Source organism: Streptomyces sp. NPDC036822 (genome assembly GCF_055609145.1).
Genome location: NZ_JBVJPY010000003.1, coordinates 109,694 through 130,627 on the forward strand (window position 1 = coordinate 109,694; position 20,934 = coordinate 130,627).

Annotated in this window: 17 protein-coding genes, 2 tRNA genes and 2 pseudogenes; 8 read left to right on the forward strand and 13 right to left on the reverse strand. The window is 72.9% G+C overall.

Features of this window, described 5'->3' with window-relative positions; all coding sequences use genetic code 11:
• Window positions 1–34 precede the first annotated feature (34 nt).
• Window positions 35–943, forward strand: coding sequence for an RNA polymerase sigma factor SigF (locus tag ACZ68P_RS08040; protein ID WP_365713480.1), 909 nt, complete (start codon window positions 35–37; stop codon window positions 941–943).
• Between the two features lie 50 nt (window positions 944–993).
• Complete coding sequence (locus ACZ68P_RS08045; protein ID WP_471004079.1) at window positions 994–1,743, forward strand: hypothetical protein; 750 nt, start codon at window positions 994–996, stop codon at window positions 1,741–1,743.
• A gap of 286 nt (window positions 1,744–2,029) precedes the next feature.
• Here the strand turns inward: ACZ68P_RS08045 and ACZ68P_RS08050 are convergent, their stop codons facing one another.
• Window positions 2,030–2,251 (reverse strand): hypothetical protein, encoded by a 222-nt coding sequence (locus tag ACZ68P_RS08050; RefSeq protein ID WP_365713472.1) that lies wholly within the window; start codon window positions 2,249–2,251, stop codon window positions 2,030–2,032.
• 197 nt (window positions 2,252–2,448) lie between these two features.
• Here ACZ68P_RS08050 and ACZ68P_RS08055 point away from each other — a divergent pair, with 197 nt between their 5' ends.
• The 3 genes from ACZ68P_RS08055 (at window position 2,449) to ACZ68P_RS08065 (ending at window position 6,294) form a co-directional block, all read left to right on the forward strand.
• Window positions 2,449–2,892: a MarR family winged helix-turn-helix transcriptional regulator gene (locus tag ACZ68P_RS08055; protein ID WP_471004081.1), complete on the forward strand. Its 444-nt coding sequence runs from the start codon at window positions 2,449–2,451 to the stop codon at window positions 2,890–2,892.
• A 78-nt stretch (window positions 2,893–2,970) separates the two neighbouring features.
• Window positions 2,971–5,388 carry an MFS transporter gene (locus tag ACZ68P_RS08060; RefSeq protein ID WP_471004883.1) on the forward strand — a complete coding sequence of 806 codons (2,418 nt, stop codon included), beginning with the start codon at window positions 2,971–2,973 and terminating at the stop codon, window positions 5,386–5,388.
• A 102-nt stretch (window positions 5,389–5,490) separates the two neighbouring features.
• Complete coding sequence (locus ACZ68P_RS08065; protein ID WP_471004083.1) at window positions 5,491–6,294, forward strand: YceI family protein; 804 nt, start codon at window positions 5,491–5,493, stop codon at window positions 6,292–6,294.
• A 77-nt stretch (window positions 6,295–6,371) separates the two neighbouring features.
• Here the strand turns inward: ACZ68P_RS08065 and ACZ68P_RS08070 are convergent, their stop codons facing one another.
• From ACZ68P_RS08070 to ACZ68P_RS08115, 10 genes and pseudogenes are all read right to left on the reverse strand, one after another.
• Window positions 6,372–7,136 (reverse strand): TetR/AcrR family transcriptional regulator, encoded by a 765-nt coding sequence (locus tag ACZ68P_RS08070; protein ID WP_471004085.1) that lies wholly within the window; start codon window positions 7,134–7,136, stop codon window positions 6,372–6,374.
• 34 nt (window positions 7,137–7,170) lie between these two features.
• Window positions 7,171–8,715: a DHA2 family efflux MFS transporter permease subunit gene (locus ACZ68P_RS08075; RefSeq protein WP_471004087.1), complete on the reverse strand. Its 1,545-nt coding sequence runs from the start codon at window positions 8,713–8,715 to the stop codon at window positions 7,171–7,173.
• A 111-nt stretch (window positions 8,716–8,826) separates the two neighbouring features.
• Window positions 8,827–11,010: an ArnT family glycosyltransferase gene (locus ACZ68P_RS08080; protein ID WP_471004089.1), complete on the reverse strand. Its 2,184-nt coding sequence runs from the start codon at window positions 11,008–11,010 to the stop codon at window positions 8,827–8,829.
• Entirely contained in the window at window positions 11,007–12,485 is a 1,479-nt protein-coding gene (locus tag ACZ68P_RS08085) for a bifunctional glycosyltransferase family 2/GtrA family protein (RefSeq protein ID WP_471004091.1), read from the reverse strand. Before ACZ68P_RS08085 ends, ACZ68P_RS08080 begins: the two co-directional genes overlap by 4 nt.
• Before the next feature lie 26 nt (window positions 12,486–12,511).
• Window positions 12,512–14,083, reverse strand: coding sequence for a sensor histidine kinase (locus ACZ68P_RS08090; protein ID WP_471004093.1), 1,572 nt, complete (start codon window positions 14,081–14,083; stop codon window positions 12,512–12,514).
• Window positions 14,084–14,088: 5 nt separating this feature from the next.
• Window positions 14,089–14,826: a response regulator transcription factor gene (locus ACZ68P_RS08095; RefSeq protein ID WP_365713456.1), complete on the reverse strand. Its 738-nt coding sequence runs from the start codon at window positions 14,824–14,826 to the stop codon at window positions 14,089–14,091.
• Between the two features lie 95 nt (window positions 14,827–14,921).
• Window positions 14,922–15,878 carry an amidohydrolase family protein gene (locus ACZ68P_RS08100; protein WP_471004097.1) on the reverse strand — a complete coding sequence of 319 codons (957 nt, stop codon included), beginning with the start codon at window positions 15,876–15,878 and terminating at the stop codon, window positions 14,922–14,924.
• Between the two features lie 237 nt (window positions 15,879–16,115).
• The gene (locus ACZ68P_RS08105; protein WP_471004099.1) at window positions 16,116–17,015 is read right to left on the reverse strand and encodes a DUF2797 domain-containing protein; all 900 of its coding nucleotides are present in this window, start codon (window positions 17,013–17,015) and stop codon (window positions 16,116–16,118) included.
• Window positions 17,016–17,790: 775 nt separating this feature from the next.
• Window positions 17,791–18,123, reverse strand: a pseudogene (locus tag ACZ68P_RS08110) (BRO family protein); the annotation flags it as partial.
• A gap of 132 nt (window positions 18,124–18,255) precedes the next feature.
• On the reverse strand, window positions 18,256–18,621 hold the full coding sequence (locus ACZ68P_RS08115; RefSeq protein WP_471004101.1) for a PH domain-containing protein: 366 nt from the start codon (window positions 18,619–18,621) through the stop codon (window positions 18,256–18,258).
• Window positions 18,622–18,841: 220 nt separating this feature from the next.
• Here ACZ68P_RS08115 and ACZ68P_RS08120 point away from each other — a divergent pair, with 220 nt between their 5' ends.
• Together ACZ68P_RS08120 and ACZ68P_RS08125 are read left to right on the forward strand one after the other, a co-directional pair.
• Window positions 18,842–19,180, forward strand: a complete 339-nt coding sequence (locus ACZ68P_RS08120; protein WP_471004103.1) for a DoxX family protein — start codon at window positions 18,842–18,844, stop codon at window positions 19,178–19,180.
• A 155-nt stretch (window positions 19,181–19,335) separates the two neighbouring features.
• Window positions 19,336–19,760, forward strand: a pseudogene (locus ACZ68P_RS08125) (site-specific integrase); the annotation flags it as partial.
• Between the two features lie 98 nt (window positions 19,761–19,858).
• Here ACZ68P_RS08125 and ACZ68P_RS08130 read toward each other — a convergent pair.
• Together ACZ68P_RS08130 and ACZ68P_RS08135 are read right to left on the reverse strand one after the other, a co-directional pair.
• Window positions 19,859–19,931: transfer RNA gene (locus ACZ68P_RS08130), tRNA-Arg, on the reverse strand.
• A gap of 217 nt (window positions 19,932–20,148) precedes the next feature.
• Window positions 20,149–20,239: transfer RNA gene (locus ACZ68P_RS08135), tRNA-Ser, on the reverse strand.
• 218 nt (window positions 20,240–20,457) lie between these two features.
• On the opposite strand from ACZ68P_RS08135, the gene ACZ68P_RS08140 reads away from it, so the two are divergent.
• On the forward strand, window positions 20,458–20,913 hold the full coding sequence (locus ACZ68P_RS08140) for an SSI family serine proteinase inhibitor (protein ID WP_471004105.1): 456 nt from the start codon (window positions 20,458–20,460) through the stop codon (window positions 20,911–20,913).
• Window positions 20,914–20,934: the final 21 nt, after the last annotated feature.

Sequence of the window (20,934 nt, forward strand, 5' to 3'; positions counted from 1 at the left end):
CCGCCGCGACCGTCCGCGACCTCAAGGGGGTGGCATGTCCGCAGAACAGGGCAGCTCGAAGGTGCTCACGCTCACGCCCGCGCAGACGCCGGTACAGATGCACGTACCGGAGCAGACGTCCGTGCCGAGCGAAGCGCCCCCCACGCCGCTTGTCGTCTCGTCGGAAGCCCTCGACACCCGCACGCTCTCCCGCTCGCTGTTCCTGCGCCTCCGCGCCCTGGACGACGAAGGAGTCGCGGCGGACAGCCCGGAGCGGACCTACGTCCGCGACACCCTCATCGAGCTCAACCTGCCGCTCGTGCGGTACGCCGCGGCCCGCTTCCGCTCCCGCAACGAACCGATGGAGGACATCGTCCAGGTCGGCACCATCGGCCTGATCAAGGCGATCGACCGCTTCGACTGCGAACGCGGTGTCGAGTTCCCGACGTTCGCCATGCCGACGGTCGTCGGTGAGATCAAGCGCTTCTTCCGCGACACCTCGTGGTCGGTCCGCGTCCCGCGCCGGCTCCAGGAGCTGCGGCTCGCGCTGACCAAGGCGAGCGACGAACTCGCGCAGAAGCTCGACCGCTCCCCGACCGTGCCCGAACTCGCCGCCGTGCTCGGGGTGTCGGAGGAGGACGTCGTCGACGGCCTCGCCGTCGGCAACGCCTACACCGCCTCATCGCTCGACTCCCCGTCGCCCGAGGACGACGGCGGCGAGGGCTCCCTCGCCGACCGCCTCGGCTACGAGGACACGGCCCTGGAGGGCGTGGAGTACCGCGAGTCGCTGAAGCCCCTGCTCGCCAAACTGCCGCCCCGGGAGCGGCAGATCATCATGCTGCGGTTCTTCGCCAACATGACCCAGTCGCAGATCGGCGAGGAGGTCGGCATCTCCCAGATGCACGTCTCCCGACTCCTCACCCGGACCCTCGCCCAGCTGCGCCAGGGCCTGATCGACGACTGAACCGGCTCCCGCATCTGGCCTACTGACGACTCGTCAGCCAGACTGCCGCCATGCGGCGACAGAAGTCACTTCTGGCAGTGGTCGCGCTCTGCCTCGGCGGAGCGCTGACCGCGTGCGGCGGAGGCGACGGCGAGGGGTACGCGGCGGTGGGCGCGGGCTCCACCCCGAAGGGCCCGACCGGGCCCTCGGGAAAGGTCACCCTCGTCCCCCTCGACGGCCCTTCGGTGAGCGGTACGACCTCCAGTACGTCCTCACCCTCCCCATCACCGTCCGACCCACCAGGCGGCCGTACGACCACGGCGCCACCCCCGGGAAGCCCGCCCTCCGGTGACGGGAAGCCACCGACCGCCTCCCACGCCCCGGGACAGCCCGCCGGCCCCGGCACGACCGCACCCGGCACCCCGAGGCCCGGCACCCCCGCGCCCGGCACCACGACGCCGCCTCCGGCACCCCGGCCCACGCCGCCGCCGACCACCCCCGCGCCCGCCCCGTCCCCGGCCGCGCTCACCCTCTCCGCGCCGGCCCTCGCGGACACCGACAAGCGATGGTGCGAGCGCGTGACGGTCACCTTCCGCAACACCGGCGGCTCCCCCGCCCGCTCGGGCACGGTCACCTTCGCCACCCACGTCATCGGGGCGCTCGGGGTCGACTGGGCCACGATCGAATCGACGCAACCCCTCCCGGCCCCGATCGCCGGCGGGACGTCCCGGACGCAGACGTACACCGTCTGCGTGGACAGCTGGCGGGTGCCGCTCGGCATGCACGTCGACACCCGGAAGGTCACGGCCACCTGGACGTGACCATGCCGCACACCCGCGTCGACGGCAGGCACTCACCCCGCGACGTGGGCCGCGCCCGGATGCCGCCGCAGGAGCACGTTCGCGTCGGTCACCGCGCTCCGGTCGAACCGCAGCCGCGCGGACCGTCCAGCCACGCTCCCACGGAGCGCCCGCCTCGCGTCGGTGCCGCGAGGCGACCGGGCGGACCCTTCAACGGCGCTCGCCCGGGCCCCTGGCCTCGTCGGCCGAACCCTCGCCTACCTGGTCCTCGTCTTCTACCGGGCCCTCGTCTTCTACCGATCCCTTGTCAGCCCAGCGCCAGCCAGGCCACTCCCGCCAGGATCGCGATCACCACGACCACGCCCACGATGAGGCCGACGCGCGGGCCGGAGGCCGGGGCCGCCTGCGGCTGACGCTGCGGGGCGCCCTCGTCGACGAAGGCGCGGAACATCTGCGTGTTGCCGGAGGGGTCGTAGTTGCCCTCGGGAGCGGGGCCCTGACCGTGCGGAGCATGGGGGTTGTGTGCCATGGGGCAGGACCCTAGCGAACCAGGGGGACCCGGCCCAAGCCCCGTACCTCCGCAGGCCCGATCCGGCACCGATCCCCCGCACGGCTGCCACCTTTGCCGATTCTTTAGCGCCGTTTGACCGATTTAGTTTGCCTGGAGCAACCATCCATCCCTATGGTTGCCCTAAGCAACAAGATGCTTCGGGTCATGGGGTAGCAGTGGACAAGCCGAACCGGTACGAGAACCTCGCCCGACAGGTCAGCGCCATCGGCGCGGTCAAGCGCGGGATGGCCCGCTCGCTGCCGGCCGACTGCCCCAGCGGCTCAGCCATCGTCCTCGCCCTGCTCAAGCACGACGGGGACATGCGGATGAGCCGGATCTCGGAGCGGATGGCCGTCGACATGTCGGTCAGCAGTCGTCACGTCTCCCACGCCGTGGACCGCGGCTGGGTCGAGCGGCTGCCCGACCCGGCCGACAAGCGCTCCCGCATCCTGCACCTCACCGCCGAGGGCAGGGAGAAGCTCGACGAGCTGGACCGCCGGCTGACGGCCACGCTCACGCGCAACCTCGCGGACTGGTCCGACGAGGACGTCGAACTGCTCACCGCCCTGCTCGCCCGCCTCCGCGACTCCTTCGGCGACTGCCGGGCCCACCACGCGTAACAGCAAAGGAAGTTCATGGCCACGACAACACCCGCCCCGCCAACGCAGGCGGGCGGCCACACCTCCGGCGGCGCACCGATGACGCATCGCCAGATCATGGAGGCGCTCTCCGGGCTGCTGCTCGGCATGTTCGTCGCCATCCTGTCCTCGACGATCGTCTCCAACGCCCTCCCCGAGATCATCACCGACCTGGGCGGCGGCCAGTCCGCCTACACCTGGGTCGTCACCGCGGCCCTGCTCTCGATGACCGCGACCACCCCGCTGTGGGGCAAGCTCGCGGACCTCTTCTCCAAGAAGCTGCTCGTCCAGATAGCCCTGGTCATCTACGTCGCGGGCTCGGTCGTCGCCGGCCTCTCGCAGAACACCGGCATGCTCATCGCCTGCCGTGTCGTCCAGGGCATCGGCGTCGGCGGTCTGACCGCCCTCTCGCAGATCATCCTGGCCGCGATGATCGCCCCGCGTGAGCGCGGCCGGTACAGCGGCTACCTCGGCGCCACCTTCGCCGTCGCCACCGTCGGCGGCCCGCTGCTCGGCGGCGTCATCACCGACACCGACTGGCTCGGCTGGCGCTGGTGCTTCTACGTCGGCGTACCCTTCGCGATCATCGCGCTGCTGGTGCTCCAGAAGACCCTGAAGCTCCCCGTCGTGAAGCGCCAGGTCAAGGTCGACTGGGCGGGCGCCCTCGTGATCAGCGCCGCCGTGTCGCTGCTGCTGCTCTGGGTCACCTTCGCGGGTGACAAGTACGACTGGATGTCGTGGCAGACGGCCGCCATGGTCGGCGGCTCGATCGTCCTCGGCGGGCTCTTCGTGCTCGTCGAGTCGAAGGCGAGCGAGCCGATCATCCCGCTGCGGCTGTTCCGCAACCGGACCATCACGCTGGCCTCCCTCGCGTCGCTCTTCGTGGGCGTCGCGATGTTCGCCGGCACGGTCTTCTTCAGCCAGTACTTCCAGCTGGCGCGCAACGAGTCGCCGACGATGTCCGGCGTCCTGACCATCCCGATGATCGCCGGCCTGTTCGTCTCCTCGACCGTCTCCGGCATGGTCATCACCAAGACCGGCCGGTGGAAGGCGTGGCTGGTCGCGGGCGGCGCGCTGGTGACCGGCGGCCTCGGCCTGCTCGGCACGATCCGCTACGACACGGAGTACTGGCACATCGCGGTCTACATGGCCGTCATGGGTCTCGGCCTCGGCATGATGATGCAGAACCTGGTGCTCTGCACGCAGAACCAGGTGAACCCGGCCGACCTCGGCTCGGCCTCCTCCGTCGTCACCTTCTTCCGCTCCCTCGGCGGTGCGGTCGGCGTCTCGGCGCTCGGCGCGGTCATGGCCAACCGGGTCACCCACTACGTCCAGGACGGTCTCGCCGACCTCGGCCCCAAGGCCGCGGGGCTGGCCGGCCAGGGCGGGGGCGGGGGCATCCCCGACATGGACAAGCTGCCGGCCCCGATCCGTACCGTCATGGAGAGCGCGTACGGGCACGGTGTCGCCGACGTCTTCCTCTACTCGGCCCCCTTCGCGCTGCTCGCCTTCCTGGTGACGCTGTTCATCAAGGAGGTGGCGCTGAAGAGCGGCGCCCACGCGGCGAAGAAGACTGCCTCCGAGGCGCCCGTCCCGGCCGGAGCCGCGGCCCCCGCGGCGACGAGCACCGAGGCCCTGGAGAGCGGCGGGGAGAACACGGGCGGCCTGGGGGACACGGAGCGCGTGGACGGCGTGGAAAGCGCGCCGCGCACCGGTCTCACCGTCAGCGGAACCGTCCGTACCGCCGAAGGCGCGAACGTCACCGGCGCGACGGTGACGCTGATCTCGCTCGGCGGGCAGCAGCTCGGCCGCGCGGTCGTCCGCGAGGAGGGCGGCTACGCCTTCGACGCGCCCGGAGCCGGATCGTACGTCCTGATCGCCTCCGCCGACGGCTTCCAGCCGCAGGCCTCCACGGTGGTCGTGAACGACGGCCCGCTCACCCACGACGTGCTCCTGACCGGCACCAGCGGTCTCGCCGGCTCGGTGAGGGCCGCCGAGGACGGGGCGCCGGTGGACGGGGCCCTGGTCGTGATCACGGACGTGCGGGGCGAGGTACTGGCCACCGGCAAGTCCGGCGCGGACGGCGGCTTCGGCTTCGCCGAGCTGGTCCCGGGCGCGGTCACGGTCGCGGTCACCGCGACCGGGTTCCGCCCGCAGGCGATGCCCGTGGAGATCGGCGGCCAGGGCGTGACCCGGCTCGACGTCGCCCTGGCGGCCGGAGCGGTCGTCCACGGCACGGTCCGCGCGGGTCTTGACCACCGCCCGCTGGCGGACGCCCGGGTGACCCTGGTCGACGCGGCCGGGAACGTGGCGGCGTCGGCGACGACGGACGCGGACGGCGCGTACGCCTTCGCGGACCTGGACACCGGCGAGTACACCCTCATCGCGACCGGCTACCCGCCGGTGGCGGGACGGCTGACCGTCAGCGGTGCCGGCGTCGACGGCCACGACATCGAACTCGCCCACCCGGGCGAGTGACCGACCCCCGGCCGCGCTCCGAGCGGAAGCGCGGCCGGGTCCGGGGCGGCAGACAGGGGACGGTCTGCCGCCCCGTCGTACTGCGGAAAGAGTGAGGAACGGATGGGACTGCACGCACAGGTACGGACCCGGGACGGGTGGCCGGTCCAGCACGCGGTGGTGACCGTGACGGACGGTTCGGGCGGACAGGTCCTGCGGGCGGAGGCGGACGGGGACGGCGTCGTACGGTCCGAGCCGCCGCTGGCTCCGGGCGCGTACACCGTGGTGGTGACGGCGGTCGGTTACGCGCCGATCGCGCGCACGGCGCTGGTCGGCGCCTCCGGCCGGGCGGAGGCCGGGACGGTGGTGCTGTCCCGCGCGGGCGGTACGGAACTGCCCGCCCCGGGCGTCTGGACACTGGACGCGGCTCACTCCTCGGTGGGGGCGGTGGCCCAGCACCTCGGGATCTCCAGCGTGCACGGGCGGTTCACCGAGTTCACCGGCCGGATCGAGATCGCGCCGGACGTCCTGGCGTCCCGGGTGGAGGCCGTCATCGCGGCCGGGTCCGTCGACACGGGCAACGGCCTGCGGGACAAGCACCTGCGGTCCCCGGACTTCCTCGACGTGGACCGTTTCCCCGAGATCACGTACCGCAGCACGGCGCTGCGGGCGGCCGGCCCGGACCGGTGGACCGTGGACGGGGCGCTGACCCTGCGGGGCATCACCCGGGAGGTCCCTCTGGACCTGTCCTACCTGGGCACGGGCGCCGACCCGTGGGGTGGCGTGCGGGCGGCGTTCCGTGCGGAGGCGGAACTCCGCCGGGAGGACTTCGCGATGCACTACAACCAGGTGGTGTCGGCGGGCATCGCGGCGATCGGCACGACGCTGCGGGTGACGCTGGACATCCAGGCGGTCCGCGAAGCCTGACCGTACGGCGGGCCCAACGGACACACCGGCGGTACGCGAGGCCCGGTCGGCGGGCGGGCCGGGCCCTTCCCGCCCGGTCAGGCCGGGCGGGCGGCCATGACCTCGATGCCGGCGACGAGGATGTCGAGGGCGTAGGCGAAGTCCCGCTCCCAGATGTCGCTGACGCTGCCGTGGGACGCCCGCTCGTCCAGCAGGTCCCGCATGTCCTCGATCTGCACCGCGAAGTCCGGGTCGTCCCGGAAGGCCGCGACCGACTGCGTGTAGAAGTCGTCGTGCGACATGCCGGCCTCCTCCGCGCGCCGGGCGAACTGGGCCTCGACCGTGCCGTAGCCGTACACGAACTGGAAGACCGCCGACATCGCGCCCGGCTGGCCGTGCAGCGGCAGACCGGTGTCCCGGACGGCCTCCTGGATCTTCCTGCTGACGGCGAGCGAGCGGGGGCCGATGTTGAGGTACGAGCCGACGCACGGCGACACCCACGCGTGGCGGGCGAGCATCCGGCGGTAGGCGAGCGCGAGCGCGCGGATCCGGCCCTGCCAGCCCTGCGCCGCGTCGACGGCGGCCAGGTCGATCTCCTGGTAGACGGCGTCGAGCGCGAACTCGATGATGTCGTCCTTGGTGTCCACGTACCAGTAGAGCGACATCGCCGTGACGCCCAGCTCGGCCGCGAGCTTGCGCATGGACAGCTTGCCGAGCCCCTCCTCGTCCAGCATCCGGATCGAGGCGGCCACGATGCGGTCGCGGTCGAGTCCGGCAGGGCCGCCCCCCGCGCGGGCCGCCCTGCTCTCCAGCCAGACGCTGGAACGCGCCGGGTTCTTGGCCCGGTCGGCCGCTTTCACCATCGCGTTCCTCCTCGATCAGTGGTCCGTGCCCATGCTATGCAGCGGCCGTCCGCTTCTCGGACCGCTCGGCGGACCGCTTCTCGGACCGCTCGGCGCGGGCGAGCAGCGCCGCCGCCAGCAGGCCGCCGGCGAACACCGCGACCGCGCCGACCAGCTGGCTCGTCTGGAGCCCCGAGGCGAACGCGTCGGAGATCTGCCGCCGTTCGGTCTCACTGCCGGCCGCCGCGAGGGCCGCGGGCAGGGAGGTGGCGGTGACGGCGACCAGCGCGGCGAACCGGGCGTTGAGCACGGCTCCGAGGACGGCGACGCCGAGGCCGTTGCCGAACTCGGCGAGCGTGCCGTTGACACCGGCGCCAACGCCCGCCTTCTCCGGCGGGATCGCGCTCATGATGGCGTTGGCCATGGCGGGGTTGGAGACGGCGAGGCCGATGCCCATCAGGACCAGGCCGAGGAGCATGCCCCAGTAGCTGCCGTCGCTGCCGCCGCCGATCAGGGCAATCGAGCCGAGGCCGGCCGCGACGAGGGTCATGCCGACGGCCACGGTGGGCGGTGTGCCGAGCTTCATGACGATCCGCGGGCCGACGCCGGTGAGGTTGAGCGCGACGACGGTCAGGGCCAGGGGGGCCATCCGCAGACCGGCTTCGAGCGGCTCGTAGCCGAGGACGAACTGCAGGTGCTGGGTGAGCAGGAAGAGCGAGCCGCCCATGCCGAACATCACCAGGATGGCGCCGGCGACGGCGCCCACGAACTTCTGGTCGCGGAAGAAGTGCATGTCGAGCATGGGGTACGGGACGCGCAGCTCCCACAGGGCGAAGGCGCCGAGGACGACGACGCCGATCACGGCCGGGACCAGCACCTCGCCGGAGGTCCAGCCGTGCTCGGGGCCGGTGATGATCGCGTACACCGCGGCGGTCATGCCGATGGTGGAGAGCAGCGCGCCCATCAGGTCGGGGCGCTCCCCCTGCGGGTTCTTGGACTCGGGCACCAGCTTGACGACGGCGATCAGGCCGATGAGCGCGACCGGGATGTTGACGAGGAAGATCATTCCCCACCAGAAGTGCTCAAGGATGATGCCGCCGATCAGCGGACCTGCGGCGAAGCCCAGCGAACCGACGGTGGCCCACAGGGCGATGGCCTTGACCCGCTCCGAGTCGTCGAAGATCTGCATGACGACGGCGAGCGTGGTGGTCATGAGCAGCGCGCCGCCGACCCCCATGCCCGCGCGGGCGGCGATCAGCTGGGCGGTGGAGTCGGCCAGCCCGGCGGCGAGCGAGCCGAGGCCGAAGAGCGCGAGTCCCGAGGCGAGGAGCTTCTTGCGGCCGTACCGGTCGGCGGCGTTGCCTGCGGTGAGGAGGAGGCCGGACTGGACGAGCGAGTAGGCGTTGATCATCCACTGGATGTCGCTGGTCGAGGCGTGGAGTTCGGAGGTCAGCGACGGGATGGCGACGCTGAGCACGGTGTTGTCGAGCAGCACGGTGAGCTGGGCGAGGCAGATGACGCCCAGGATCAGCCAGCGCTGCGGATGGCCGCCGGAGGTCTTTCCGGCGGCGGGTCGGTTCGCGGCGGTCGTCGCCGTCATGATTCCCCCTTGTACGGTGTACGGGACTCGGTCTCATACACCGTACAAGGGTTTCTCTTACGCTGTACAGGAGTTTGCGCGGGGGCCGCCTCCCGCGGGTTCGGTGCCGGGCTATTTCTTGCTGGTCAGGTCGTAGAAGGTGGCGCTGTCGACGGTGACCTTCCCGAAGGTGGCCACGACCCAGGTGGCGATCTCGGAGTTGCCGCCCGGGCCGCCGTCCTCGCCGGCGGCGGACCCGCCGACCACGGACCCGCCCCTCACGGACTCTCCGGCCACGGACTCGCCGCTGCCGATGAAGTAGTGGATCTTCCCCTGGGCGACGTACTGCTTGAACTGCGCGAGGGTCGGGGACGGGTCGCTGCCGTTGAAACCGCCGATCGCCATCACCGGCTTCTCGGTCGCCAGTTGGTAGCCGGCGGCGTTCTGGGCGCCGACGGTCGCCGCTACCCAGGTGTAGGAGTCGGCGTCCTCCAGGAGCGCCGCCTTGGCCTTGGCCCCGACGTTCGTGCCGTTGAGCAGGCCGCCCATGCCACCCCCGCCACCGGGGCCGAAGCGCTCCAGGGCGGGACGCCCTGTGCCACCGCCGGCGGGCATGCCCTGGGGCGGGGTACCACCGGGCATCTGGCCCCCTTGGCCCCCTTGGCCACCGGGACCGCCGGGCATCCCGCCCTGACCGGCCTGGCCGCCCTGACCTGCGCCGCTTTGGCCGCCCTGGGGCTGGGCGCCGCCGGGCGCGCCGCCCTCGAACATCCGCATGCCACCCGGCCCCCGGCCGATGGCACCGCCCGCCGGGCCCGCCGTCACGATCGAGCCCTGGTGCCCGCTGCCCAGCGTCGCCAGCGTGTAGGCGAACGGTCCCGCGAGCCCCGCGGCCATCCCGAGCCCCGCGAACGCGAGGCCGATCCGCCGCCGCACCCGGCCGGCGACCAGCAGCCCGACCGCCGCCACGGCGCCCGCCACCAGCACGCCCCAGCGCAGCCACGGCAGCCAGTCGGGCGTACGGCCGAGCAGCGTCCAGCCCCAGACCGCCGTCCCCCCGGCCGTCACCGCGAGCGCCCCGGAAGCGAGGAACGCGGTCCGCTCCTCCCACAGGACGCTCACGCCCATGCCGACGAGCGCGGCGATGTACGGAGCCAGGGCGACCGTGTAGTACTCGTGGAAGATCCCGGCCATGAAGCTGAACACGGCCACGGTCGTCAGGAGCGCGCCGCCCCACACCAGGAACGCGGAACGGGCCGTGTCCGTCCGCGGGGCCCGCCAGGTGACCACCAGACCGGCCAGCAGCAGGAGCAGCGCGGCCGGCAGCAGCCAGGAGACCTGCCCGCCCACCGACTCGTCGAACATCCGGCCGATGCCGGTCTCACCCCAGCCGCCGCCCTGACCGCCACCACGGCCACCGCCGCCCCCGACGCTGCCGGTCTCGTTGCCGTTGATCCGCCCGAGCCCGTTGTAGCCGAAGGTGAGCTCCAGGAAGCTGTTCGTCTGCGAGCCTCCGACGTACGGGCGGGAGGAGGCCGGCCACAGTTCGACGAGGGCCACCCACCACCCGGCGGAGAGGATCATCGCGAGTCCGGCGAGGGCCAGCTGCCCGAACCGGCGGCCGAGCCCGGCCGGCGCGCACACCGCGTACACGAGCGCCAGCGGCGGCAGGATCAGGAACGCCTGCAGGGTCTTGGCGAGGAAGGCGAGGCCGAAGGCCACCCCGGCCCACACCAGCCACGGGGCGGCGCCCTTCTCCAGGGCCCGCAGGACGCAGTAGACGGCGACCGTCATGAGCAGCGCGAGCAGCGCGTCCGGGTTGTTGAAGCGGAACATCAGCGCGGCGACGGGCGTGAGGGCCAGCACCGCGGCCGCGATCAGTCCGGCGCCCGCGCCGAACCGGCGCCGTACCGCCGCGTAGAGGACGGCCACGGTCGCCACCCCCATCAGCACCTCGGGTACCAGGATCTGCCAGGAGCCGAGCCCGAAGAGACGTACGGACAGGGCCATCGGCCACAGCGCGGCCGGCGGCTTGTCGACGGTGATGGCGTTCGCCGCGTCGAGCGACCCGAAGAAGAAGGCCTTCCAGCTCTGGCTGCCGGCCTGGACGGCCGCGGAGTAGAAGGAGTTGGCGTACCCGGAGGAGCCGAGGTTCCAGAGGTAGAGCCCGGCCGTGACGAGCAGCAGGACGAGGAAGGCGGGCCGCACCCAGGGGGCGTCGTCGGCGCGCCCGCGCCAGAGACGGCCGAGCCGGCCGGGTGGCGTGGCCCGGGGGCCGGGGCGGGCGGGGGCTGCGGTCACCTGTGCGGTGGTCATCGGGACGTCCTCGCGGGGGAGTCGGAGGTGGGGGTGGCGGAGGAGGCGGAGGAAGCGGAGGAGGCACTTGAGGCAGGGGTGGCGGGGGTGGCGCTAGAGGCGCTTGAAGCGGGGGTGGCGGAGGTGGTCGCCATGAGGGACGAGGCGGAGGAGGCGGAGAAGTCCCGGGAGCCGGAAGGGGCGACGGGGGTGTCCGTGCGGCGGTCCGGGAAGACCCAGAGCCGGAAGAGCAGGAAGCGCAGGACGGTCGCGGCCAGATTGGCCGTGATCAGGACCGCGAGCTCCGTGGAGTGGGCGGGGTCGCCGGTCGCCGCCGCGAGCGCGGCGAGCGAACCGCTGGTCAGCACCAGTCCGATGCCGAAGACGACGAGCCCCTGGGCCTGGTGCCGGACGGCCCGGTCCCTGCCCCGGACCCCGAAGGTGAGGCGCCGGTTGGCGGCGGTGTTGGCGACCGCGGAGACCAGGAGGGCCGCGGCGTTGGCGAGTTGGGCGCCGACGCCGAGCCGGAACGCCGAGTACAGCGCCAGGTAGAAGAGGGTGGACAGCGCGCCCACGACGCAGAACCCGACGAGCTGGCGGGCCAGACCTCCCGGCACGCCCGCCAGTCGCCGGTCGCGCGGGTCGTCCCCGAAGGGCCGGGCGAGCCGGTCGAGCGGCAGCGAGCCGGTGGCCAGCGCCCGGCCCACGCGCCAGACGCCCTTCAGGTCGTCGGTCGCGGTCCGCACGATGTGGACGGTGGAGTCGGGGTCGTCGACCCAGTCGACGGGCACCTCGTGGATGCGCAGCCCGGCCCGCTCGGCGAGGACCAGCATCTCCGTGTCGAAGAACCAGCCGGTGTCCTCGACCATCGGCAGCAGGCGCTGCGCGACCTCGCCCCGTATCGCCTTGAAGCCGCACTGCGCGTCGGAGAACCGGGCGGCCAGTGAGCCGCGCAGGATGAGGTTGTAGGCCCGCGAGACGAACTCCCGCTTCGGCCCGCGCACCACCCGGGAGGAGCGGGCCAGACGGGAGCCGATCGCCAGGTCGGAGTGCCCGGAGATGAGAGGCGCGACGAGCGGCAGGAGCGCGTTGAGATCCGTGGACAGGTCCACGTCCATGTAGGCGAGGACGGGCGCGTCCGAGTGCGACCAGACGGTACGCAGCGCCCGGCCGCGGCCCTTCTGTTCCAGACGTACGGAACGCACCTCCGGCAGTGCGGCGGCCAGGGCGCCCGCGACGGCCGGGGTGCGGTCGGCGGAGGCGTTGTCGGCGACGGTGATGCGGAAGCCGTAGGGGAAGGTGCGGGAGAGGTGGTCGTGGAGCCGCAGCACGCACGGCTCCAGGTCCTTCTCCTCGTTGTACACGGGAATCACCACGTCGAGGACGGGCCGCCCGGCCGCACCGGCGGGGAGGTGCTCCCTGGCGGGAAGGTGCCCCCTGGCGGGGAGGGTGGGGAGGGTGCCGGACGTGGGCCCCGTTGTCGATCGGGTTCGCATGGGACAGACCCTCGCGAGGGCCGCTGTCACGGCTGTGTGATGAGCCTGTGCCCTGGCTGTGAGTCGTTCCCGGAGGCGCCCCGGGCGTCGTCGTCGCGGGGCAGCCGGACGGTGAAGACGGTCCGGCCGGGGACGCTGTCGACGCTCACCTCGCCACCGTGCGCGAGCGCGACGGCCCGGACGATCGCCAGTCCGAGTCCCGTGCTGCCCGCCTGGCGCGAGCGGGAGGCGTCACCGCGGGCGAAGCGCTCGAAGACGTGCGGCAGGAGCGCGGCGGGGATTCCCGGGCCGTCGTCCTCCACCTCGACCAGGGCCTGACCGGGCAGACCGCGCACGCGCGCGGTGACGGTGGTGCCGGGCGGGGTGTGGGTACGGGCGTTGGCGAGGAGGTTGACGAGGACCTGGTGCAGCCGGGCACCGTCGGCGCGGACGACGACGGCCGCGTCGCGGGATGCCTCGAAGGCCTCGCCCGGCCCGTCCAGTACGAGCCGCCAGTGGTGGTCGGGGCCGGCCGCGCGGGCGTCGCTCAGGGCGTCCACGACCAGGGGGGTCAGCTCGGTGGTCTCGTACGACAGGGGGCGTCCCGCGTCCAGCCGGGCGAGCAGCAGCAGGTCCTCGACCAGGCCGGTCATCCGGGTCGCCTCGGACTCGATCCGGCCGAGGGCGTGCCGGGTGTCGGGACCGCACTCCTCGCGGCCCCGCCGGGTCAGCTCGGCGTAGCCCCGGATCGACGCGAGGGGCGTCCGCAGCTCGTGGCCGGCGTCGGCGACGAACTGCCGCACCCGCGTCTCGCTCCGCTGCCGGGCGTGGAGCGCGGAGTGGACGTGGTCGAGCATGCGGTTGATGGCCGCGCCGACCTGGCCGACCTCGGTCCGCGGGTCGGCCTCCGCGTCCGGCACCCTCTGGTGCAGTGCCACCTCACCGCTGTGGAGGGGCAGTTCGGAGACCTGGGTGGCGGTGGCGGCGACCCGGCGCAGCGGCCGCAGCGCGATCCCGACCATCGCACCGCCCGCGAGGGAGGCGGCGACGAGTCCGGCGCCGGTGACGCTCACCTCGACGAGGATCAGGGTCGAGAGGGCGTCCTCGACGTCGCCGAGAGGGAGCCCCACGAGGAAGTCTCCGCGTTCCCCGGCGGCGTACCGCACCCGGTAGGCGTCGTCCAGGCCGGGCAGCTCGACCGTGTGCGGCTCGCCGTCGCGCGGGACGGCGGCGAGGGCGGCGCGCTGGGCGTCGTCCAGCGTGCGCACCTTGTACGCCGGGCCGTACCCGCCCTGCTCCGGCGGCTCGGAGAGCTCGGCCGTCCCCAGCTCGCCGTCGACGACCGCCGCGCCGAGCGTGCCGAGCGGGGCGCCGGGGCCGACGACGAAGCCGAGCGGGTCGCGCGAGCCGTCGACACCGGGCAGGCCCGGCAGGCTGGTCGGGGGCCCGGCGGCCCGGTTCGCGACGTTCCGCAGCTGGGCGTCGGCCTGGTCGTAGAGGTAGGAGCGGAAGGCGAACGTCGTCACCGTCCCGATCACGGCGGCGACGACGGCGATCAGCGTGACGGCCGAGACCACAAGCCGCGTCCTCAGCGACCACGGCCCGCGGGGTCCTGCCACCGGCGCTACTCCCCCGGCTTGATGAGGTAGCCGGCGCCGCGCCGGGTGTGGATCATCGGGGACCGCCCGGCGTCGATCTTCCGCCGCAGGTAGGAGATGTACAGCTCGACGACGTTCGCCTGTCCGCCGAAGTCGTACGACCACACGCGGTCGAGGATCTGCGCCTTGCTGAGCACCCGGCGAGGGTTGCGCATGAGATAGCGCAGCAGCTCGAACTCGGTGGCGGTGAGATGGATCGACGCTCCGCCGCGGGTGACCTCGTGGCTGTCCTCGTCGAGGGTGAGGTCGCCGACCGCGAGGAGGGACTCGCTGCGCTCCAGGGCGGTCCCGGAACGCCGGATGAGCCCGCGCAGCCGCGCGACGACCTCCTCCAGGCTGAACGGCTTGGTGACGTAGTCGTCGCCGCCCGCCGTCAGCCCGGCGATCCGGTCCTCGACGGCGTCCTTGGCGGTGAGGAAGAGGACGGGGACGTCGGGCTGTTCGCGCCGCAGTCCGCCGAGGACGGTGAGTCCGTCCATGTCGGGCAGCATGACGTCCAGGACCACCGCGTCGGGCCGGAACTCCCGCGCGACGCGCAGGGCCCCGGCCCCGTCGCCCGCGCTGTGCACCTGCCAGCCCTCGTACCGCAGGGCCATGGAGAGGAGTTCGGCGAGTGACGCCTCGTCGTCCACGACGAGGACACGGACGGCTGAGCCGTCGGGCCGGATCATGTCGGTGCGCCGTCGAGGCGTGGTCGCGGTCATGCTGCCACGCTGGCCGGAGGGGCTGAGAGCACCCTTGCGCTTCCCTGTGAATTCCCTGAGAACGGCGAAACGGCCGGCCGGCCGGCCGCCGAACGTCACGCAGGGGCCACGCAGGGCAGGCCGAAGAGCTTGGTCGCGTTGCCGTGCAGGACCCCGCGCATCCAGTCGTCGCCGAGCCCGAGCCGTTCGAGGCCGTGGAGCTGGTGGGCGTACGGGTAGGGGATGTTCGGGAAGTCGGACCCCAGGAGGATCCGGTCTCCGAGGGCGCGCAGACGCGGCAGCTCCTCGGCGGGGAAGGGCGCCAGCCGTTCGCTGAAGTCGGTGAAGGCCATGGTCGTGTCGAGGTGGACGCCTGCGTACCGCTCGGCGAGGTCGAGGAAGTCGGCGTACTCGGGCATCCCCATGTGCGCGACGATCAGCCGCAGGCGGGGGTGGCGTGCGAGCACCTTCCCGATGGGCCCGGGACCGGTGTACGCGCCGGGGGCGGGCCCGGAGCCGCAGTGGACGACGACCGGCACGCCCGCCTCGGCGAGCAGCCCCCAGCAGGGGTCGAGGAGGGGGTCGCCGGGGTCGAAGCCGCCGACCTGGAGGTGCACCTTGAAGACCCGGGCACCGGACGCCAGGGCCCGGTCCACGTAGCCGGCGGCCTCCGCCTCCGGATAGAAGGTCGCGGTGTGCAGGCAGCCGGGGGTCCGGGCGGCGAAGTCGGCGGCCCAGCCGTTCAGCCACCCGGCCATGCCGGCCTTGTGCGGGTAGAGCATCGACGTGAAGGCGAGTACGCCGAACCCGCGCAGGAGCTCGACGCGGCGGTCCTCCTCCTCGCGGTAGGTGATGGGCCACTCCATGCCGGTCAGCGGGCCCACGGCGTCGAAGTAGGCCCACACCTTGTCGAGGACGTTCTTCGGCATGAAGTGGGTGTGGACGTCGACCAGCCCGGGGAGACCGAGCGCCTCGACGAACCGCCTCGGCACGTCGCCGTCCCGGGGCGGCGCGTCCACGGGAAGGTCCGTCGGCTCGTCCGTGGCGTGCGGCGGAAGGGGGCTCTGGGTCATGCGGATCACCCTGGTCCGGGAGGGCGCGCGTGTCCAGAGGCGGGCGGGCCGGCGGGGGCGACGGGCCGGCGTCCCCGGCCGGGGGCGGCCGTTCCGGGCGCGTCCCGGCCGACGGAGGCCGGTCGTCCTCCCGTGCCTCCGGCCGAAAGCGGTCGGCCCCGACCGAGGCCGGCCTCCCCGGCGCGTACCCGACCGACGGCGGTCGTCCCCGGCGCACACCGGTCTTCCCCCTCTGCGTCAGAAGAGCCCGTCCTGGTCCGGCGGTACGGCCCGGCTTTCGGCCACCGGCACGGAGACGGGGGCGTCGGGGTCGGCCGAGGCGAGCCCCCAGCCGCCCAGGAGGCGGGTGTCGAGGACGAGGCAGCGCTCCGCCGCGTCGAGCAGGTGCAGATCGGGGCCGGCGGCGGCGAGGAGCCGGCCCGCGACGACGCCGCGTTCGGCGAGGGCGGTCACGGTCCCGGAGGGCGGGGGCAGCCCGTCGAGCCGGAACGCCTCCGCGTGGTCGCGCACGTCCAGGGTCGCCGGTTCCAGCGTCTCGGCCCAGCCGGGCACCGCCATGACCTGCCGGTACAGCTCCTCCACCTGCCGGGCGCGCTCAGGGGCGGGCGGCAGGTCGTGCCGTACGTCTCGTTTGCGCGCGTACGGGATCCGGTCCGGCACCTTCAGGGCGTGCCGGAGGACTTCCTCGGTCCGCCGGGCGGCCATGAGAGGGCCGCGTCCGAGCCAGCTGTACGCGACGGCCCCTTGCTCCAGGAGCCGGGCGTCGCCGCGGGCTTCGGCGGTGATCCCGACCTTGGTCATGCCGGGCCCGAACCAGGCGAGGTACACGCGGTAGGGCTGGGGGTCGTCGACGACGGTGTCGGCCGCGACGGAACGCAGCCGGTCGAGCCGGGCGCACTCGGCGCAGAGGCCGCCGGTGCTCCGCGGGGGAACGGCCGCGCCGAGGGGGCAGGGGTTGCCCCGGGGGCCGGGGCACCGTCGGCCGTCGACGGCCCGGAAGGCGATCCGCTGCCCGTACGCGAGCGGGGAGACGCGCCCGCCCGCCCACCGGAGCCCGGGCGCTCCCCCGTTCCACCGCAACCCGGCACACCGCCACACCACGCGCGCGTTCTCCGCCCTGCCGTCGTCCGGATCCACGATCGATCCCCGGCCACCAGTCTGCGCCACGCCGGGCCACTGCCAGAGCTCTCGCCGAGCGTTGCCGGAGCTCACGCCCACCGAGCCCAGGGCCCCGGCGGACGGATCGCCACTCGAGCAGCCGGCCGGTCCTCACTCGGGCAGGACGAAGATCAGGGCGCCGTCGGCCGACGCCCCGGTCTGCCGCACGCACCCCCGCTCGACGAGCAGCTCCACGCCGGCCCGTACGCTCGACGCCGAGGCCGGTGCGCCGGGCGATGTCCTCCAGCCGGTACCGCGCGCCGCCGCGCACGAGCGCGGGGGCGAGATAGGAGGCGACGGCGTGGACGTCGCCGGTGACGGGGAGGCGGTCGGTGTGCCAGGCGTCGAGGAGCTCCTCCGGGGTCATCGGAGGGCGGGTGCGCTGGGCGGGGAAGGGACGGCGTTCGAGGGACTCGGTGAGACGGGAGAGGGCCCGGGCCGTCGCGCGCTGGACGCGGCGGGCCTCGCGCAGCAGTTCGTCGCGCTCCGTGTCGTGCGTCGGGGGACGCCCGGTGTCGTGCTCCGCCTCCCGCTCCGCGTCGTGCGCGGCGAACTCCGCGCCGAGCCGCAGGTTCCGCTCCTCCAGCCGGACGATGATGTCGACGATCTCCTGCGGCATGACGTACCCGGGGTGGGCGGGAGAGGGGTCGAGCGCGTAGCAACCGTCCCGCTGCAGGGCGGCGACGAGGTCGCCGACCCACGCCTTGAAGGGGGCGGCGGAAGGCTCGGCGCAGCCGTTGACCAGCTGGACGAGCCCTTGGAGGTTCACCATGCGCGCGGATCGCCCGAGGCCCTGGGCCGCGCTCTCGCGCGCGGCGTCGGTCCGCCCTTCGGGCCCGGCCGGCACGGCGGACGTGGCCGACGCGGCGGTTCGTACGAGATCGGCGAGCGAAGTGGTGTGCTCCGGGGGGACGGTGGAGCTCAGGGCCCCGCGGGTGTCGGCGTATCCCAGCGCTCCGGCCACGTCCGCCGCCGGGAACCAGTGCGTCCCGTCGGGCATCGTCAGCCGCCGGATACGCGCCCCCGTGGCCGCGTACACGAAGTCGTCGACGTCGATCGCGTCCCGCTGTCCGAGCTGCTCGTCCATCGAGCCTCACCTCCACGACCGAAGCTAGGCCGATGGCATATTCAACTGACATGCAAATGGGCGGATGTTCACCCGAAAGAGGAAGGCCCCCTGGAAACCAGGGGGCCTCGCGCCTCGCGTGCGGAGTGTGGGCTACCGCGCCACGAACTGGGTGAGGATGGCCTGCACCTCGTAGATGTCGACGCCCTTGGTGAAGGTCTTCTGAACGGGCATGGAGTTGCCCGAGATCCAGATCTTCAGCTCGGCGTCGAGGTCGAAGGTGCCGGCGGTCTCGACGGCGAAGTGCGTGATGCTCCGGTACGGGATCGAGTGGTACTCCACCTTCTTGCCCGTGATGCCCTGCTTGTCGACGAGCACGAGCCGCCGGTCGGTGAAGAAGATGGTGTCGCGGATCAGCAGGTACGCGGCGTGGATCTGCTCGCCCTGTCCGAGCAGCCGGGCGTAATCCTGCTGGGCCTGTGCCGGATCGATCGCGTGCGCGTTCCCGAACAGCGCCATGTGGGACCCCCCAAGAAGAACGACAAAAGGATCTTCAGACCTTATCTCGCCCGTGTGGAGGGGCGGCAGGCGCGTGCGGGCGCACGGCGGTGGCACGCGGTCCGAGAAAACTTCGCGCGGGCTGTCACACTCCCGCGGCGCCGGGTGTCAGTGCGGTGACGGACCCACCCGAGGCGCCGGAGCGAACCGCACCGGCGCCCGCCACCCGAGGAGCAGCCCGATGTCCACCACCTACGTCGTCGTCACGATCATCGCCGCCGTCATGGCGGGCTTCTCCGCCGTCTCGGTCCTCCTCCACGCCCAGTGGGTCGTGGAGCCCCTCGCCGACTACGGCGTCCCCCGCTCCTGGTGGACCTGGCTCGGCGCGGCCAAGGCGGCGGGAGCGGCCGGCCTGCTGGCGGGCCTGTTCCTCCCCGCCGTCGGCACGGCCGCGGGCATCGGCCTGGTCCTCTACTTCACCGGCGCCACCCTCACGGTCCTCCGCGCCCGCGCGTACGCCCACATCCCCTTCCCCCTCCTCTACGCGACCCCGGCCGCCGCGGCCCTGGCCCTCGCCTAGGACCCGGGGCGGGCAACGGCCCCGATCGGTCAGTGGCGGTCATGCCCGCCGCTCCGGGGCCCTGAGAGGGGCTATCGGACGGGGCCGGTTGCCGGGGTTGCGGTACGGAGCTGCTGTACAGCGGTCGGGCGAGAAGCCTGTCCCGGCCGGCCCCTCATGAGATCCAGCGTGCCGGGCGGCAGATCCTCCACCGCGAGACCAAGACCGAGAAGTCGGACGACTTCCGCCGCTGCCCGCCGTCTGTCTCAAGGCCCTGCGCATGCGGCGTGCTCGGCAACTCGGGGACCGGAACGCGGCCGGGGAGCTGTACGGGACTCCGATCGAGCCGGGGAACCTGACCCGGATGTTCGCGCTGCGGGCGCGTCGCGCCGGCCTCCGTGTGATCCCGCTTCGGAACACCCGGCACACGTGCAGCTCGCTCCCGGTCGAGCTCAAGGTCCACCCGAAGGTGGCACGGAGGATCCTTCGGCATTCGCAGATCGCCATGACGATGGAGGTCTACGCCGAGGCGAGCGAGGGAGAGGTGTGGTCCGCGATCGGCACGTTGTCCGATGTCATGCGCGGCACCGCCGCCGGTTGACGGCGGCTGGCAACGATCAGCGCGGTTGCGGCACTTCGCTGCTGTACGGCCAGGAAACGCCAGAGGCCCGGACTCTCGTCCGGGCCTCTGGCCTGCTGTGCACTCGGCAGGATTCGAACCTGCAACCTTCTGATCCGTAGTCAGATGCTCTATCCGTTAAGCTACGAGTGCTTGTGCTTCCCGGCTTTTTTCTTGCCGGTCGGCGTTGCGAGAACAACATTACATGACCTGCGCCGTAGCGCGAAATCCATTAGCCCCACCCCGCCTGACCTGCGGAAACGTCATTCCGGGGGTGCGCTCTGCCCGCCGGACGGGTGAGCGGGCCGGGGGTGGACGGGCCGGGGAACGACCGAAGCCCCGGCCGTGTGGGCCGGGGCTTCGGGTGGTGCGGAGGCGGAGGGATTTGAACCCTCGATGGGCTTTAAGACCCAAACCGCATTAGCAGTGCGGCGCCATAGACCGGACTAGGCGACGCCTCCATGCACTTCCGCGCGGGCGCGGATGGTGCGTGCAGATGATGACACAGGCGGGCCGGGTGTCACCAATCGCTTCTCACCGTACTAGCCCTCCGGGGCGGAGGGCAAAGCCCGTCGGCGCATTCGTCGCGCCGCCCGCTTGCGCAACGAACGGGAGTACGGAGCGTTAGAGGAGACGGGGGCCCGACCCGTAGCCCTCAGCCCGCCATCCTGGAGTTCGTATGCTGCGCCGCCTCGTCTTCGCGACCGTCGCCACCGCTGTCGCGACCCTCGCCGGCACCACCCCCGCCACCGCGACCACCGCCCTGCTCGGCGGGCCCCTTCCGCCCCTGCCGTTGCTCTCGGCGCCCGACGCGCTCACCGTCACCATCGCCAAGAGCGGTCACCGCGAGGCCGACGGCACCTTCCGGCTGGAGTGCGGGGCCAAGGCCGGCGGGGACCACCCCGCCGCGCACAAGGCCTGCCGACGGCTCGGGCAGCTCGCCGACAAGGGACAGGACCCGTTCGAGCCGGTCGGGAAGGACCGGTTCTGCACCCAGCAGTACGGCGGGCCCGCCGTCGCCCACGTCGAGGGGACCTGGCAGGGCCGGCGCGTCGACGCCCGCTTCTCGCGGGCCGACGGATGCGAGATCGACCGCTGGGAGAACCTGGAGCCCGTCCTGCCCCGCGTGCGGTGACGGCGGGCGGCGACGACGTCC